Origin of the sequence: Gemmata algarum, from assembly GCF_034097035.1 — a bacterium.
In the GTDB taxonomy this organism is placed as follows: Bacteria; Planctomycetota; Planctomycetia; order Gemmatales; family Gemmataceae; genus Gemmata; species Gemmata algarum.
In genome coordinates, this window is the sequence record NZ_JAXBLV010000007.1 from 1 (window position 1) to 16,506 (window position 16,506).

The following is a 16,506-nucleotide window of genomic DNA, read 5'->3' on the forward strand; positions in this document are numbered from 1 at the left end:
TGGCGGTTTTCGGCCGGCACGTCCTGCGTCACAAATCACAGAGAGGAAAAGTTGCGGAGCATCTGAACACCAATCCGCTGACTTTTCTCGGGGTGAAACTGTGTCGCGTAGACGTTACCCTTCCACACCACTGAGCAGAACGGTGCGGGATAGTCGGCGGTCGCCGCAACGATTTCACTCGCAGCTGGGGTAGCGAAATACGAGTGGACGAAATAGACCGCGGGATCGCCGGACAGCCCGCGGAGCAGTGGACAATCGGGCTTGGTCAGTTTCAATGTGTTCCAGCCCATGTGCGGCACTTTCAGCGCCGGCGATGGGGGAAACTTGACGACATCCCCCTGAAACACGTTCAACCCGACGTGAACACCGTCTTCGTGACTGCGCGAGAAAAGCAACTGCATCCCGAGGCAGATGCCGAGGAACGGGCGGCCCGCGTCGATGTGGCGGCGCACGGCATCGTCGAGCCCGGTCTCGCGCAGCCGAGCAATGGCGTCTCGAAACGCGCCCACCCCCGGCAGCACCACACGCGACGCCGTCGCCAGATGCTTCGGGTCACCGCTGATCGTGGCGTTATGGCCGACCTGCTCGAACGCCTTCTGGACGCTCCGCAGGTTCGCCATTCCGTAATCCACGATCAGCGTTGTCATCGAGCATACCTCATTGGGGGAAACGCACTTCGAGACTATTTTACCGCGGTCAAGGGCGCCTCTGCCGGACGGCGCATGAACAGCGCGGCGGCCAACAACCCGACACCCATGAACCCGCACAACAGGAGCATCGTGGTCCCGTCAAAGAACGGGAACTGTAGTTTCGGGCCGAGCCACGGCCACGCGAACCACGTCACGACGACACCGATCGCCAGCCCGGGGCCGAACGGTAACTCGCGGGGTTGTACCGGTCCGCTCACCGGGGTTCCGGTGGACGAACCTTGGCCCTCGGCCGGAGCCGAGTTCCAAAACACCGATTCGAACACTTTCAGCACCAGCGCGGCGACCGCGCCGGTGAACAGCGACAGCATCGGGATCTGCCAGCCGAGGAATGCGCCGGCCATCATCAGCAAGTCCGCGTCACCCAACCCAAGCGCTTCGCGGCCGAAACCGGTTTCGAAAAACCACTTGGTCGCTCGAACGACAAGGGACCCAACGAACGCACCGATCACGCTGTTGAGCAATCCCATTTTCCAACTCCCCGGGGGGGCGAACTCGAACGTCGGCCCCCAAAACGGCCAGGGCTGAACACCGACCGGAATCTTGCCCGCTAGGTCATCGAGGATCCAAGATGTGAAATGGGGTGGAATGATGTCAACGGAGTTAGCAGGTTGGGGCCACGGCCACGGCATGAGCACACCGCCGATCACCCCGACCGCCATTACCGTATAGGTCACCTGCGCCGGAATGATGCGGTGTTCGGCGTCTATGGCGGCGGCGGCGATCAAGCCCGACAGTAGGGTGGCATGGTACAGGAAGAGCGCCCAGAACCGTGCCGGGGGGAACGCCCCGTCGGCACCAAGGTAGTTGTACTTCATGCCCGGAATGCCGGACCAGTTGAACAGCACCTCGGCGAGGAACAGGGCCAAGAACGCGACCCCGGTTCCGATCTCCACCCACAGGTACCGGGCGGAAAACGATGCACCACACGCCCGACACCGACCGCGGAGGCGTAAAAACCCCACGATCGGGATGTTGTCCGTGAGCCGGATCGGTTGATAACACGCGAAGCACCGCGACGCCGGCCACACGAGACTCTTTTCGTACGGCAGCCGGGCGATCACAACGTTCAGGAACGACCCGATCATCAGCCCGAGGGTGAAGACCGTCACGCACCAGAACACGGCCGGGAAATGGAACCACCAGTCCATGACGTGTGGACACCGTTGACAATTTCTGGGGGGCGGCGATCGTTCCGCGTTTGTGTCGCCACCGACAACTATACCGAGCCTCCCAATATTCGGCCAAAGCGGAACCCGGATCGCCCCGCTGAACCGGGGTCAACCGCGGCAATAATCGTCCGACAGCGGTTCCGTATCCGGTCTCTGGTCGTTCTGGAACTCTCGCCCCTCGCGAACGTCTCATCCGTGAGGCCGAAAACGTGTGATGAATGAGGTCGCGAACGCCCGCCGCGGCCGGCTGAGCGGTTCGCCCGACTGTGTTCTGGTTCTCACGTTGTGGCTAGCTTCTCGTGTTCGCAATTCCGATCGGATTCAGGCCGTCCGGCGGTGTTGCCGTGAGCTAAAATCATTGATTACCTTGGTCGGAGAACCAACTGTGAACGCTCTCCCGCGGCTCGACCAAACGGACTGCTTGCTCGAGGCGGTTCAGCGTCTCTCGTCGGTCCGCTCACTGGCCGAAGTGACCGAGGTCGCGAAAGTCGTGGCCCGGCGGCTCACCGGCGCCGACGGTGCGTGCTTCATTCTCCGCGACGAGGACAAGTGTTACTACGTCGACGAGGACGCCATCGCCCCGCTGTGGAAGGGCAAGCGGTTCCCGCTGGAGGCGTGCATCAGCGGATGGGTGATGCTCAACCGCCAACCGGCTCTGATACCTGACATTTATGCCGACGACCGGATCCCGCACGACGCGTACCGACCGACGTTCGTCAAGAGCTTGGCAGTAGTCCCGATTCGCTCACTCGGTCCCGTTGGCGCACTGGCCGTGTACTGGGCGAACACGGCCCGCCCGACAGCGACCGAGGTGCGGTGGCTTCAATCGCTCGCCGACTCGACCGCCTTGGCTCTTGAATACCTCGAATCGCAGGCCGAAGTGAACAAAGCTCGCGGGATTGCGAACTTGTTGGAGGGTGAAAACGCGCGCCTGCGTGATACGGCGAATCCGGCTACGCCGGGCGAACTCCTCCGGATGTGTTTCCTTACGAAGCGGTTCGAAATCGGTGGTCGGTGGGTGGCAATCGAGGAACTATTGGAGTTGTGTTACGGAGTACACGTCACTCACGGGCTGAGCCCCGAAGGACTGGCCCAGATTAGCGCCGACCGCGCGGCACGTGGCCGGAAGATTGCAAAAGAGGTTTGAGAGCGCGCGGCGGTCCTACCCAGATCGTTTCAGCACCCGGATCCTGAACTTAGATCGAAGTGATCCGCTCCTCGATCACGTTGCGGCTCGGCCCACGCACTCAAGATCGCGTCCGTCAGCGCCTCCGGTGTCAGGGCATCGGTCGCCACCTCACAACTCGCTACTGCGCGGTACAGTGGCTCACGGAACGCAATCAGTGCCCGCACCTCCTCCTCACCGCCAGCAGCAGTCAGGTTCGGCCGGCGCTCCCCGGTTGTGGGGTCACTTTGAAGTCGGGCGAGTACGGTTTCCGGCCTTGCCGTTAGCCACGCGACGAAGCCGCTGTTTTTGAGCAGTTCCCGGTTCGATTCGCGGAGCACCGCGCCGCCGCCGGTTGCGATTACACATGAAATTCGCTTGCACAGTTGAGCGAGCGACTCGGATTCGCGCTCTCGAAACGTGAACTCGCCATCCGTCGCGAAAATCTCCCGAATCGATTTTCCCGCAGCCGCTTCAACGTGGTCGTCGGTATCGAAGAACGTCCATCCCAACCGTTCCGCGAGCAACCGCCCCACGGTCGATTTTCCAGTCCCTCGATACCCTACCAGAACAATTACGTCGGAGTGTACAGTCGCTCCACCGGTCACACGGCCCCCTTCATCAGTGCCAGAAATCCCTGACTACCGTCGTGGTCGCGTCGTTACTCGTCCGCGCTGACGGCGTCCTCACCGGCGGGCGCCTGGGTCGTCTCCTCGTCAAATGCCTTGGTCAGCGGCGAGAGGGCCTTCCGCATGATCGTCCGCATGGCTTCGGTGTCAGGAATATGGCCTGTGAACAACTCGATTTGCCGGGCCGCTTGCCGAACAAACATGTCTACGCCGGTGATGGTATCACAGCCCCGCGCGCGGGCTTCGCGGATAAGCAGGGTCGTTTCCGGCCGGTAAATCGTGTCGAATACGATCGCACCCGGCTTCAGGACGCTGAAGTGGCACGGCGATTCGTCCACGTTGGGGTGCATCCCGACGGGCGTGCAGTTGATGAGTACGTCGAAGTTGACGTTGTGCCGGGCGTGCCAGTCCACCGCCTTACACTTCACGTCCTCGGCAAGCTTCTGCGCCCGATCATACGTTCTGGCCGATATTGTTATCTGCGCCCCCTCCCGGTGCATCCCGTAAGCAGCGGACCGGGCCGCCCCGCCGGCCCCCAGGATCAGCACCGACAGTTGGCTCAGCTGCACCACCGGGCCGTCTTTGGACTTCTGGGCGAGGTGCGCCTTGAGTGAGTCGAGGATCGCACCGAGGTCGGTGTTGGCGGCGGCGAAGGCGCCGTCGTCGCGGCGCACGAGCGTGTTCGCCGACCCGGTGAAAGGCACCGTCGGCTCGGCCTCTTTGGCGAGGATGGCGGCGGCTTCCTTATGCGGGATCGTGACACTGTACCCGCGAACCGGGATCTGCCCGTACACCTCGAGCGCTTGCGAGAGTTGACCACGCGGCACCTGGAACGGCAGGTACAGCGCGTTCACACCAAGTTTGCGGTACATGTGGTTGTGCAGCAGCGGGCTGAGGCTGTGCCCCACAGGATCGCCGAGTACGCCGAAGATTTGCGTGTCCGCGGTGATTTCCTGAACGGGATAAGTCGTTCGGAACTCGTCGAAGCTGGGCAACCCCGGCGCGATGCCGCGTTCTTTGTTAAAAGCCGCATAGATCCACGGCGCCCCGAACTTGAGCGCCAGAAACCGGGTCGGCTGCCCGATGTCGCCCATACAGAACGCCACCGTCGGCTTCGGGGCGGTGCGTTGCAGGTGCAGCACCTTGGCGACATCAGCGGGAGACTGGGCGGCCACCGCGATCTTGTAGACGTCGGCGTCCTGCTTGAGCATGTCGGCGAAAATGTCGTCGAGGTTCGCCGGCGTCTCCGCGGTGTTGTGATAGCTGACGATCCGCTTGACTTTACCGTACCGCGGCACCGCGCCGGCGATATCGGTTTCGAGATCGACCCACTCGAACGCGCCGGACGCGATCGCCTGGCGGATGATCATCATCCGCTCTTGCTCGTTGCCGGAGAACCGCCCACCGTCCGACGGGCGGCGCAAGGTGGCAACCCACGGGCACTGCTTCAAGGGGGTGAGGCGCTTGAAATCTACGGCCTTGGCGAGGAAGTCGAGCCGCAACTCGATGAACTTGGCGCCGCGTTTGACCGCCTCTTGCAGTTCGGCCACGACCATCTTGTGGCGGGTCCGGCCGATGACCACGAGCACCCGATCCGACGACATAGTGTCCCCTCTAGCGGAGGATTCGAAAGGGGAAGGAGGGAGGAATACGGAACCTACGCTCCCACCAACTTACACGGGACGGGCGCGGCGTGTGAGCCACCACAGGCAGAAAACACGGACCCAAGCCGGGATGGCCTGGGTCCGCGCGGTTCTTTCGGATTTCGTCGATCTGGTTCAGAATTCCGGTCAGTGGCGGGCGGGTTACACCTTGCTCGCTTCCTTGTACATGACGTGACGGCGCACGACCGGGTCGAACTTCCGGAGCGAGATGCGCTCCTTGGTGTTGTTCCGGTTTTTCTGAGTGAAGTAGCAGTGGTCGCTGGCTTCGCTCTTCAGCTTGATGATGCTGCGTGCTTCTTTCGACTTCGCCATTTCGTTTACCCTCAAGGGAGTTGAGTGCGTGGACCGGCCACGGAGCCGGGATAGAAGCTACATGATATTGGCCGCACGTCGCGGCGTGGAGGTGCGTTTCGGAATCTGGCTTGCGGGCTCGCTCGTGGGTGGGTATGTGCGGCTGAACCGACTTTCTTTTCCGGAACGTGTGAATGGTCGCGACCATCGCGGCCTGGGGGTGCCTCGTCCCCGCGACGCTGGCATGCCTGGGTTATCTCGTTCCCGCGCTTGCGGGGTTGCGCCGCCGGTCATTCGTACCGCGCCGCCGACCGACCCGCACCTTCACCGTTCTCGTCCCGGCCCACAACGAAGAAGACACGCTCCCACGAACACTTCGGAGCCTCGCGGCTCTCCAGTACCCGCCGGAGTTGGTGCGGGTACTGGTGGTCGCGGACAACTGCACCGACCAGACGGCGAACGTCGCCCGCGCGTTCGGCGCGGAGTGTTCCGAGCGGGCCGAACCGGACCGGCGCGGGAAAGGCTTCGCACTCGCCTTCGGTTTGGAGCACGCCCTTCGGCACGCGCCCGACGCGGTCCTAGTCCTCGATGCCGATTGTGAGATGAGCACGGACGCACTCGGAGCACTCGACGCCGCTTTCGCGGCGGGTGCGGAAGCGGTTCAGGCGGCCGTGCAGTCGGCGAACGCAGACGACGGCCCCGGCGGGTTTGTCGCGGCGGTGGGCGCCGCGTTCGACGCCCTCACCGCCGCCGGGTGGGACGCACTCGGCTTCTCGGTGCCCCTCCGCGGCACCGGGATGGCGTTCGGACGGGGACTGCTGGAACGCATCCCCTGGACCGCGTTCAGCGCGGTCGAAGACGCCGAATACGCCGCACGCCTTCGGCGCGCCGGGGTTCGCGTTCGGTACTGCGCGGAAGCGCAGGTGTCCTGCGAGGCGCCGGCGGGGGTTGCAGAGCTGTGCCGCCAGCGCAGGAGGTGGAGCGGGGCCGGGTTGCTCGCGAGCAAGCCGCTGGTGCTGGGCTACATCGTGGCAGCGGTCGCGGTGGGCGCTCTGTGTGGGTACCTCGCCTGGCCCGCCGCTCTTCTGACCACGCTTGGACTACTGTACCTTCGTGCGGTGTGGGCCGTCGGCGTCACGCGCACCCGTGCCGGCCTGCTCTTACGTGCCCCGGGAGTGGTTGCCCGGCTCGGGTTCGTCACCCTCGGGGCCGCGTTCCGTCGCCCCCCCACATGGGACCGTTCCCACCGGCCAGACGGGGGCCGACGCGCCGCATGACTTTCGCCCGACGGACCCACTGGGCGAAGCGTGCCGCGCTGGCCCCGTTCAGCCAAACCCGCATCGCGGGCACGCAGGTGTTGCTCACCTTCGATGACGGCCCACACCCCGAACACACGCCAGCGGTGCTCGAGCGCCTTTCCGCGTTCGGGGCGTCGGCCGCGTTCTTTCTGGTCGGCAATCGAATCACCGAACCGGCGCTGGTCGAACAGGTCCGGGGTCATGGGCATGCGATCGGGAACCACACGTTCGGCCACGCCGTCCCGCGCTGGCGTGAGTTTCGCGCGTCAATCGATGACGTGCGCCGGTGCCAGTTGCTCGTACCGCATGCAACCCTGTTCCGCCCGCCACTCGGTAAGCTGACCCCGGGGCTGTGGCTCGCGGCTCGGCAGCTCGGGTTACGATGTATGTCCTGGTCGCTAGACAGCGGCGACTGGCGGTGCCGAAACGCGGCGGACGCGAGGCGGTGCGCAAACGAGGTACTGGCACTCGTCCGCCCCGGCGACATCATTCTGTTCCACGATGACCACCAGTGGATCGCGCCGATTCTCGACATCCTGTTACCGGCCCTCGCCCAACGCCAGCTGCTACCGAACAACCCATCGACGACTCGGCAGCCGAGATAAGCCGCGCCAACCTTGTGGAACACGAGCGGCGCAACCGAACGCGGCCACGTACAGGTCCGCCGCGCGCGAATTCCGTCCCACGGCAGGTAAGGGCTCGTGTGGTACAACGAATACCACTCACGGCATCGACTCTCGGACCGAGGGCCACATGAGCATCTTCCGCGGCATCAAAACCACCGAAGCGCGTGTCGGGGTGGTCGGGCTGTACAACTCCGGCAAAACGGTACTGCTCACGTCGCTCATCAACCACCTCCAGGACCACGATCCGGATCGGTTCCCGCTCGGCAAGCCCGGTACACAGCTCCGCAAGTTCACCGTCAAGGAGTCCGACGAAGGCTGGGTGCCGTTCAACTACAGCGGGCACCGCGACGCGCTGGTCAACGCCGGCCGGTGGCCCGCGAAGAGTACCGACCGGTCCCAGTTCGTGTGCCAGTTCGAGCGCTCCGACTGGACGTTCAGCGACTGCCTGCTGAAGCTGTACGACCTCCCGGGCGAGCGGATCGCGGACGCGGCGATGCTGGGCCGCGACTTCACCGGGTGGTCCGAGCGGGTGCTGAACCTGATCGCCAACGATACCGCCTACCGGGACTGCTCCGCGGCGTTTCTCGACGCGCTCAAGACCCCCCAGGTGACCGCGAAAGAACTTCTGGCGGCGTACCGCCTCGCGCTCGCGAACCTGATCCTGCGTTACAAGCCGCTCATCTCGCCCTCCACGTTTCTGCTCGACACGAAGGGCCAAGCGGCCCGGCCGATGGCACCGGAGGCGCTGGCCGAGGCGCGGTTCTGCGGCCTCGACGCCGACTCGCAGTTCTGCCCGCTGCCGGCCGCTCTCCGGCGCGGGGGCACCGCACTGTTCGAGCAGTTTGCCAGTCACTACGAGCGCTACGTGGAGCAGGTGGTCGTGCCGACCGTCGCGGCGTTCCGGTCGTGTACGGCCCTCGTGGTGCTGGTCGATGTCACAATGCTCCTGGCCGGCGGGGTCGGCATGTACGACGACAACCGGCAAATCGTCCGCGACCTGTTCGACGTACTCGAGCCGGGGGAGAACACCGTATTCGGCCCGCTGGCGCGCGGGCTGAGCAAGGTGTTCCTGCCGCACTCGTGGCGCCCGGGCTGGATCACCCGGGTCGCGTTCGTGGCGCCGAAACTGGACCTCGTTCACCCGCTCGACCGCGACCGGATGCAGTTGCTCACGCGCCGCATGGTGGAGCGGTTCGCCACCGACCGCGACGGGCTGCGGTCGCAGTTCTTCAACGTGTCGTCGGTGGTGTCGACCAAAGCCCTGGCCGCCGAGCCCGGTGGCCCGCGGGTGCTGGTGGGCACACCGCTGCGCGGCGCCGACGGTCGGAAAGTTCCCCCGGGCGCCGAGCAGCGGTTCACCTCGTCCGAGTTGCCCAACGACTGGCCATCGGAGTGGCCCGCCGGGCAGTACACGTTCCCCGAGGTCTACCCGCGGGTGCCCACGCGAAAGGACTACCCGCCGGATCAGGTGAACCTCGACAAGCTCGCCACGTTCATCATCGACTGACGGCCCGAGCGTCACGGGATGTACACGAACTCGTGCGTGTTGAACACCACCACGCACAGGTCCGCGAGCGCCCGGACCTGCGCAAGTTCAGCCCCCTTGGGAATCGCCGCCGAATCAATCCCGACCGGCACCTTCGCACGAATGCGTTCGCGCACGGTTTCGGCCTGCTCCTTCAAGAACTCCGCCGCGAGAGACCGCTCCGTCGCATTCGGCGCGCGGCCGACGGCGCGACGGTACAGCGCCTCGACCTGCCTCACGGAGTCGCTCCCCGTTTCCTCGAACAGCGTCAGCGCAAGCGCCTTCGCCTGATCGTGAACGAACGGGCTGTTCATCAGGATCAGCGCCTGCGGGGCGAATGTGCTGACCGGGCGGGCGGCGCACGAGTTGAGCGTGTCGGGCTGGTCGAACGCTTCGAGCAGCGGTTGCCGCACGTTCCGCTTGTTGAACAGGTACAGTGAGCGGCGCGTGTGCTGCCTCGCATCGGGCGTGACCGGCCACAAGCCGTCGGGCTCGCCCTCGGTGAAAATGAGGTCGTACACTTCGGGCTCCAGGGGCACTTTCACGGACGGCCCGCCGAGTTCTCGGTTCAGGGTCCCCGCGGCCCCCAGGATCGAATCGCGCACGGCCTCCGCCTCGAGGCGCCGGCGGTTCATCCGCCATAACAGCTTGTTGTCGGGATCGGCCTTCGACTCGCCGTCGGCGGTCGCCGACTGGCGGTAGGTTTCGCTGGTCACGATCAGTCGGTGGATGCACTTCAAACTCCACTTCGACTCAACGAGTTCGGTCGCCAGCCAGTCGAGCAGTTCCGGGTGCGTCGGGCGGTCGCCCCGGGTGCCGAAGTCGTTGGGCGTGGCCACGAGCCCGCGGCCGAAGTGGTGCTGCCACAGCCGGTTCACGATCACCCGCGCCGTTAACGGGTGGTCGGGCGTTGTGAGCCAGTCCGCCAGTTCGCGTCGGGTCTTTGGAACCGACGCATCACCCTGAACGAGCACACGCGGCAGGCCGGGCTGCACCTCCACCGATTTCAGATGCGCCTCGCCGCGTCGAAGGACGTGGGTTTTCGCGCGTCCCGAGTTCTCGATCGCCCACGCCGCCGGTGTCGGCGGGGGCATACGGGCTTCGAGCGCGTGAAGTTGCTCCCGGAGCTTCGCGCGCGTCGCAAGATGATCCGGTGCCATCGCGGCGAGCACCTCATCCCAGCTCACGTTCGTGAGCGTTTTCGCCTGCGCGGCGAGGGTCTTCTGCGCCGGAGTGCGTTTGTCGGCCGGCACATCAAGGGCGTCCTTGAAGCGCGGCTCCAGTTTCTCGCGCTTCTCCTTCGCGACCTTCGCACGCACCGGGGCATCGAGTTCCGCGATCTGCTTCTTCAGCGGCGCGGTCTTCGCGGTGATCGCTTCGGCCAGTTTGTTGCGTGCGTCGCGCTGCTCCGCTGTGGCGAAGTCCGTGTCGGCATACTTCGCGTTGGCGAAGAACGCCTGAAGTCGGTAGTAATCCCCGGCCGAGAGCGGGTCGAACTTGTGGTCATGGCACCGGGTGCAAGCGAACGTCAGGCCCAGAAAGGTCGAGCCGATTCCGTTCACCATCTCGGTGAGCACCTCCTGGCGTAGCACCTCCTGATCGAGGTTCCCGCTCACGAGGTGAACCGGGCCGCACCGGTGCAGGCCCGTGGCGATGAGCAGTTCGGGCCGACTTTTGGCGTCTTTGCCCGCCATCTCGTCGCCGGCGATCTGCTCGCGCACGAACTGATCGTAAGGCTTGTCGGCGTTAAAGCTGTTGACGACGTAATCGCGGTACCGCCACGCGTGCGGCCGCTCGGCGTCCAGTTCGTACCCGTTGGTCTCGGCGAACCGCACCACATCGAGCCAGTGCGTCGCCCATCGCTCGCCGAAGTGCGGCGACGCCAGCAACCGGTCCACGAGCTTGTCGTACGCGCCGGGGCTGTCATCCTTCAGAAACGCCTCGACCTCAGCGGGCGTCGGCGGGAGCCCTGTCAGGTCGAGCGTGAGGCGCCGGATCAGCGTGAGCTTGTCCGCCCGGGGGGACGGCTTCAGCCCTTCCGTTTCGAGCCGCGCGCGAACGAGCGCGTCGATCGGGTTGGCCCCCGGTGGCGCCTTCGGTAGCACCGGCCGCTTCGGCGGGACGAACGCCCAGTGCGCGCGGTCCTTCGGCTTCAGTTCGGGATCGGCGTACTTCGGCGGTTCGCCCCCGGCGTACTCAACGGCGAGCAGCACCAGCGCGAGCAGGGCGACCGGAACGGCGCGGCGGGTCATCACGGCGGTCTCCGCGGAGAGCGTCCAGCGTAAGCGACCGACTACATACCGGGCAACACTTTCTCGGGCTCCGCGAAGATCGCCGGCACGCCCCCGGTGTGGATGAACGCCACCGCCGAGCCGCGCGGGTAGCGGCCCGCGCGCACGTCAGCCACCAGCGCCGCGAGCGCCTTCGCGGTGTAGACGTGGTCCGTCAGGATGGCTTCGGTGGTCGCCAGCAGGTGCATCGCCTCCTGACCGGCCGGCGAGGGCAAGCCGTAACCCGGCGCGATGTAGCTCTGGTCGGCATCGAGATCGGAAGCCGCGAGCCGGTGCGGGAGGCCCATTAGCGCGGCCGCGGCGGTGGCATCCTCGGCCATCCGGGTGGGAATGTCCCACGGCCACGGCATCGGGCAAATCAGCCGCGCACGACCGGAAAGCCCCAACAGGCACTTCCCCAGCGCGACGCCGGCACCGGTCGCCCCTGCGGACGACACGTAGTACGCCTCCGGGTTCACGCCCAGCGCCGCGAGTTGCTCCGTCAGTTCGGCCATACAGAGCGCGTAACTGGCGGCGGCCATCGGCACCACCCGCGGCGGGTCCCAGAAGTACGGCTTGCGACCCGCGGCGCGGAACTCTTCCGCCTTTCCCGCCAGCAGGGCGTTCAGTTCGGGACCGATCTTCGCGTTCGTGAACTCGACGTGCGCCCCGACCAGATAGTCGAGGAGCAGGTTCCCCTGCGGTTCCGTCTTCTGGTGGGCGCGCGAAAGGTAAAGGCGGCACTCCAGCCCGAGTTTCGCACACGCCGCGGCGGTGGTGCGGCAGTTGTTCGACTGGACCAGCGCGCCCCAGACGAACATGTCGGCGCCGCTCGCCAGGGCGTCGCCGAACAGGAACTCGTTGTGCCGGGCCTTGTTCCCGCCCAGAACCAGGCCGGTGCAATCGTCACGCTTGATAAAGACGCGCACGCCCCCACCGAGTGCGGCCGAGAACCGGTGCAGTTCTTCGAGCGGCGTGGGCAGGTGCGCGAGCCGCACACGGGGTAACTTTGCGACGGCGGCGCGCACCTCCGCCGGACTGAGCGTGGGACCGGACATGATTCTTCTCCGCGTTCGGTGTGGAGACATCGTAATTGAGCCGGCGGACGCTGGCCCGGAATATGAGCGGTTGAATCCCGGCGCGAGGTACGGTCGAAGATAAAGACTGGAACGGGGTTTCGCAGAACGCCGCCCTCGGCGAGGGTCGGCTTCGGCATCGTGCTGCACTGCCAGCAGTTCGCCCGAGCGACCTGGAGGGGCTGACGCCGTCCGGGACCGCGAAGAGGTGGAAGCACCCGACTGAACCGCAGCAGTGGCAAGTGAATGTCTCGAAACACGTTACGCACCGCCGCTTGAAGGAATCGGGATTCTCCCCGACGGGCACGGGAACCGCGAGCGGGTCTCGGCGACCGGTGATTCGGTGGTAGCCCCGTACCAGCGAATGGGTAGTCCGCGACCAGCCGGGAGTCAGCGAATGTCCAGCCGGTGTGCCACCAGCACCCAATCCGAAGCGCCCGCGCCCGGAGGCGCATCGAGTTGAAAACGGTCGAGGTCGTCCGGGTGCGGTTCATTCACCAGCCCTTTTTCTCGCCCGCGCCCAACGTTTCGGTCGCGACGACCGAACCACACAGGAGCCCCCCGACTCGTGTGTTGCGCGAAGCGACATCTGGTGGCTCACCGCCGCGCAGACCGTCGCTATTCGGCAGATGTCAGGAGCGTGCCGTGCGCGCGACATCTGGACGACGGCAGAAGACCCGCGTTCCGCATTTGCAGCGGCGGCGGGTGGCCGCTGTCGGTAAACTGTCACGAACCCGCCCGCCTGCGGCCGGTTCAAGGATGCCAACGGAAATCGTGCATGACCGCGCCGTCTGTCGCCACGCTGTCCCCCGCCCCGCACGCCGCGAAGACCGGCCGCCGCAAGTCCGTCTTGATCGTCGGCGCCGGGCCGGGTGGTCTGGCGGCGGCGCTGCTCCTCGCGAAAGCCGGCCTGGACGTTCACGTCGTGGAGCGGTTGCCCCACGTCGGCGGCCGGTGCTCGGCACTGGAAGCGGAGGGCTTCCGGTTCGACCTCGGGCCGACGTTCTTCCTGTACCCGAAGGTGCTCGAGCGCATCTTCAAGCTGATCGGTCGCGACCTGCTGACCGAGATCCCGATGGTGCGGCTCGACCCGCAGTACCGCATCTCGTTCGGCGGGGGCGGCCAACTGGACTGCACGCCCGATGTGGCGAAGCTCGAAGCCGAAGTGGCGAAGATCAGCCCGCAAGACGCCCCGAACGTCCGCCGGTTCCTCGCCGACAACCGCCACAAGATGGAGCTGTTCCGGCCCTGTCTCGAGCGGCCCTTTTCGGGCTGGACGGACCTCGTCCGCTGGCAGCTCATGCGGCTGTTCCCGACGTTGCGGCCGTGGGCGTCGCTCGACTCGGAACTCGGCCGGTACTTCGGTGACGAGCGCGTCCGGCTGGCGTTCTCGTTCCAATCGAAGTACCTGGGGATGTCGCCGTTCAACTGCCCCAGCCTGTTCTCGATCCTGTCGTTCCTCGAATACGAGTACGGCGTGTGGCACCCGCTCGGCGGGTGCGCGGCGGTGTCCGACGGGATGGCCCGCGTCGCCCGCGAGTGCGGGGTCCGCGTCTCGCTCAACGAAGAAGTCGAAGAGGTGCTCTTCGACGGGCGCAAAGCGGTGGGGGTGCGCACACGCACCGGCGAGCACCGCGCGGACGCGCTGGTCGTGAACGCCGACTTCGCCTACGCGATGACGAAGCTGGTTCCCAACCGGCTGCGCCGCAAGTGGACCGACGCGAAGATCGAGAAGAAGAAGTTCTCGTGCTCGACGTTCATGATGTACCTGGGCGTCGAGGGTCGGTTCGACAACGTGCCGCACCACACGATCCACACGTCCGCGGACTACCTGAACAACCTCCGGGACATTGAAGACCGGCACGTCCTGTCCGACGACCCGTCGTTTTACGTGCAGAACGCCACCCCGACCGACCCGGGCCTCGCCCCGCCCGGAATGAGTACGCTTTACGTCCTCGCCCCGGTGACGCACCAGCACCCGAACGTGGACTGGCAGAAGGAAACGCCCGCGTTCCGCGCGAAGCTGTTCCGGCAACTGGAAAAAGTTGGACTGAAGGACGTGGAGCGGCGCGTGCGGTTCGAGAAAATCGTCACCCCCGCGGACTGGGAAAACCGGTACAACGTGTACCGCGGGGCGACGTTCAACCTGGCGCACACCTGGGGCCAGATGCTTCACCTGCGGCCGCAGAACCGCTTCAGTGAGCTTGGCGGGGTGTACCTCGTCGGCGGCGGCACGCACCCGGGCAGCGGCCTGCCGGTGATCTACGAGTCCGCCCGCATCACCAGCCGGCTGCTGCTCGACGACCTCGGACTCGACGCCGAATGGCTCGGCGTCCCCGGCGCAGCGGAGCTGCCGGTGTCGGCCCCGACCGCGTGAAGCTGGTGACCCCGGTCTTCCGCCCGGTGTGAGTTTCGGCGACGACGGGTCACGCGGTTCGGCATCAATCTTAAACACCCTGCACCACACACGAATCAGACACAATGACACGGAACACGGCGGAACGGAATCGCGTGGGCGTGATCGGCGGCGGACTCGCCGGGCTGGCGTCGGCGTGCGTGCTCGCGGCCCGCGGGTACTCGGTCACGCTGTTCGAGAAGAGCCCGTGGCTCGGCGGTAAGGCCGCCGTCCTGAGCGAGAGCGGGTTCCGGTTCGACATGGGGCCGACGATCCTCACCATCCCGTCGGTGCTGCGGCGCATCTTCTCGGAAGCCGGCCGGCGGCTGGAGGACTACCTGGAACTGATCCGGCTCGACCCGCAGTGGCGCTGCTTCTTCAGCGACGGCACCTCGCTCGACCTGATCGAGGACACCGACGCGATGGCCGCCCGCCTCGACGCCTACGCCCCCGGCACCGGGTCCGCGGACGGCTACCGGCGCTTCCAGGCGCTCTCCGAGCGGCTGAACCGCATCTCCCAGCGCCACTACTTCTGGAAGTCGATCGGGTCCGTGCGCGACATGATCGACTGGCGGGCCGGGTTCTCGCTCACACTCATGAGCGACGTGCTCAACATGCGCATGGGTCGGTCGGTCGCGGGGACCGTTCGGAAGTTCAACCCGGACCCGCGGGTCGCCCAGATGCTCGACCACTTCACGCAGTACGTCGGGTCGTGCCCCGAGTCGTCGCCCGCGGTGCTGTGCGGGATCGCCCACATGCAGACCGACGAGGGCGTGTGGTACCCGAAGGGCGGCACCCGCGCGGTGCCCGAGGCGCTCGTGCAACTCGGGGAGGAGTTGGGCGTCGAGTACCGCCCCGACACCGGCATCAAGCGGGTGCTGACCGAGCAAAACGGCGCCCGGGTGCGTGGGGTGGAAACCGACACCGGCGAGACGATCGAACTCGCGGCCGTGGTGTCCAACGCCGACAGCGCCCGCACCCACCGCGAGCTGCTCCGCGAACAAGCACCGCAAGCGGCGAAGCGGTTCGAGCAGCGCCGCGGTTACGAGCCCGCGTGCTCCGGCGTGGTCCTCTACCTGGGGCTCAACAAGGCTTACGACCACCTGTTGCACCACGACTTCGTGTTCTCGCGCGACCCGCACGAGGAGTTCGAGTCCATCTACCGCAAGGGCGAACCGGCGCCGGACCCGACCTGCTACATCGCCTCCACCGCCCGCACCGAGCCGGAAACCGCCCCGCCCGGCGGCGACGCGCTTTACGTCCTGGTTCACGCTCCGTACCTGCGGCCGCACCACGACTGGAAGAAGATGCTGCCCGAGTACCGGCAGGTGATTCTGAACAAGCTCAAGACGACCGGCCAGATGCCGGACATCGAGAGCCGCATCGTGTACGAATCGGCCCTCACCCCGCAGGACATCCACGACCGCTACCGCGTGCTCAACGGCGCGATCTACGGGCTGGCGAGTCACGGCAAGTGGAACGGCGCGTTCAAGCCCGCCAACCGCTCGCCGGACGTAAAAGGGCTTTACCTCGCGGGCGGCGCCGCGCACCCCGGCCCCGGGATGCCGATGGTGCTCATGTCCGGCTGGATCGCGGCGGACGCGCTCGACCAGGACGGCGTCGCCTCCAAGGACACCCGCACCCCGGAACCGGCCGGCGTCTGATACAGGTATCCAGTGAGGGTGCCG

Annotated in this window: 13 protein-coding genes; 6 read left to right on the forward strand and 7 right to left on the reverse strand. The window is 66.0% G+C overall.

All coding sequences use genetic code 11. The features are described 5' to 3' along the window. Window positions 1–35: 35 nt before the first annotated feature. Both hisH and R5W23_RS02265 read right to left on the reverse strand, forming a co-directional pair. Window positions 36–647, reverse strand: coding sequence for an imidazole glycerol phosphate synthase subunit HisH (hisH, locus tag R5W23_RS02260; RefSeq protein ID WP_320684919.1), 612 nt, complete (start codon window positions 645–647; stop codon window positions 36–38). A gap of 35 nt (window positions 648–682) precedes the next feature. Beyond that, the gene (locus tag R5W23_RS02265) at window positions 683–1,858 is read right to left on the reverse strand and encodes a prepilin peptidase (protein WP_320684920.1); all 1,176 of its coding nucleotides are present in this window, start codon (window positions 1,856–1,858) and stop codon (window positions 683–685) included. A 406-nt stretch (window positions 1,859–2,264) separates the two neighbouring features. Between R5W23_RS02265 and R5W23_RS02270 the strand changes: the two genes are divergently transcribed. Next, a complete protein-coding gene (locus R5W23_RS02270) occupies window positions 2,265–3,026 on the forward strand; it encodes a GAF domain-containing protein (protein WP_320684921.1) in 762 nt (253 codons plus the stop codon). 29 nt (window positions 3,027–3,055) lie between these two features. Here R5W23_RS02270 and R5W23_RS02275 read toward each other — a convergent pair whose 3' ends face one another. The 3 genes from R5W23_RS02275 to rpmG all read right to left on the reverse strand — a co-directional run bounded on the left by R5W23_RS02275 (window position 3,056) and on the right by rpmG (window position 5,649). Then, window positions 3,056–3,652: a shikimate kinase gene (locus R5W23_RS02275; RefSeq protein ID WP_320684922.1), complete on the reverse strand. Its 597-nt coding sequence runs from the start codon at window positions 3,650–3,652 to the stop codon at window positions 3,056–3,058. Between the two features lie 53 nt (window positions 3,653–3,705). Further along, the gene (aroE, locus tag R5W23_RS02280) at window positions 3,706–5,277 is read right to left on the reverse strand and encodes a shikimate dehydrogenase (protein ID WP_320684923.1); all 1,572 of its coding nucleotides are present in this window, start codon (window positions 5,275–5,277) and stop codon (window positions 3,706–3,708) included. Between the two features lie 201 nt (window positions 5,278–5,478). Further along, window positions 5,479–5,649 carry a 50S ribosomal protein L33 gene (gene rpmG, locus R5W23_RS02285; protein ID WP_010037878.1) on the reverse strand — a complete coding sequence of 57 codons (171 nt, stop codon included), beginning with the start codon at window positions 5,647–5,649 and terminating at the stop codon, window positions 5,479–5,481. A gap of 173 nt (window positions 5,650–5,822) precedes the next feature. Between rpmG and R5W23_RS02290 the strand changes: the two genes are divergently transcribed. The 3 genes from R5W23_RS02290 to R5W23_RS02300 all read left to right on the forward strand — a co-directional run bounded on the left by R5W23_RS02290 (window position 5,823) and on the right by R5W23_RS02300 (window position 9,059). Then, entirely contained in the window at window positions 5,823–6,905 is a 1,083-nt protein-coding gene (locus R5W23_RS02290) for a glycosyltransferase family 2 protein (protein WP_320684924.1), read from the forward strand. Then, on the forward strand, window positions 6,902–7,531 hold the full coding sequence (locus R5W23_RS02295; protein ID WP_320684925.1) for a polysaccharide deacetylase family protein: 630 nt from the start codon (window positions 6,902–6,904) through the stop codon (window positions 7,529–7,531). Before R5W23_RS02290 ends, R5W23_RS02295 begins: the two co-directional genes overlap by 4 nt. 148 nt (window positions 7,532–7,679) lie before the next feature. Further along, complete coding sequence (locus tag R5W23_RS02300) at window positions 7,680–9,059, forward strand: YcjX family protein (protein WP_320684926.1); 1,380 nt, start codon at window positions 7,680–7,682, stop codon at window positions 9,057–9,059. Window positions 9,060–9,070: 11 nt separating this feature from the next. On the opposite strand, the gene R5W23_RS02305 is transcribed toward R5W23_RS02300, so the two are convergent. Both R5W23_RS02305 and R5W23_RS02310 read right to left on the reverse strand, forming a co-directional pair. Continuing rightward, a complete protein-coding gene (locus R5W23_RS02305; protein ID WP_320684927.1) occupies window positions 9,071–11,329 on the reverse strand; it encodes a DUF1549 and DUF1553 domain-containing protein in 2,259 nt (752 codons plus the stop codon). A gap of 41 nt (window positions 11,330–11,370) precedes the next feature. Next, window positions 11,371–12,405: a 1-aminocyclopropane-1-carboxylate deaminase/D-cysteine desulfhydrase gene (locus R5W23_RS02310; RefSeq protein WP_320684928.1), complete on the reverse strand. Its 1,035-nt coding sequence runs from the start codon at window positions 12,403–12,405 to the stop codon at window positions 11,371–11,373. A gap of 796 nt (window positions 12,406–13,201) precedes the next feature. On the opposite strand from R5W23_RS02310, the gene crtI reads away from it, so the two are divergent. After that, entirely contained in the window at window positions 13,202–14,800 is a 1,599-nt protein-coding gene (crtI, locus tag R5W23_RS02315; protein WP_320684929.1) for a phytoene desaturase family protein, read from the forward strand. A 104-nt stretch (window positions 14,801–14,904) separates the two neighbouring features. After that, the gene (locus tag R5W23_RS02320) at window positions 14,905–16,482 is read left to right on the forward strand and encodes a phytoene desaturase family protein (protein WP_320684930.1); all 1,578 of its coding nucleotides are present in this window, start codon (window positions 14,905–14,907) and stop codon (window positions 16,480–16,482) included. Window positions 16,483–16,506: the final 24 nt, after the last annotated feature.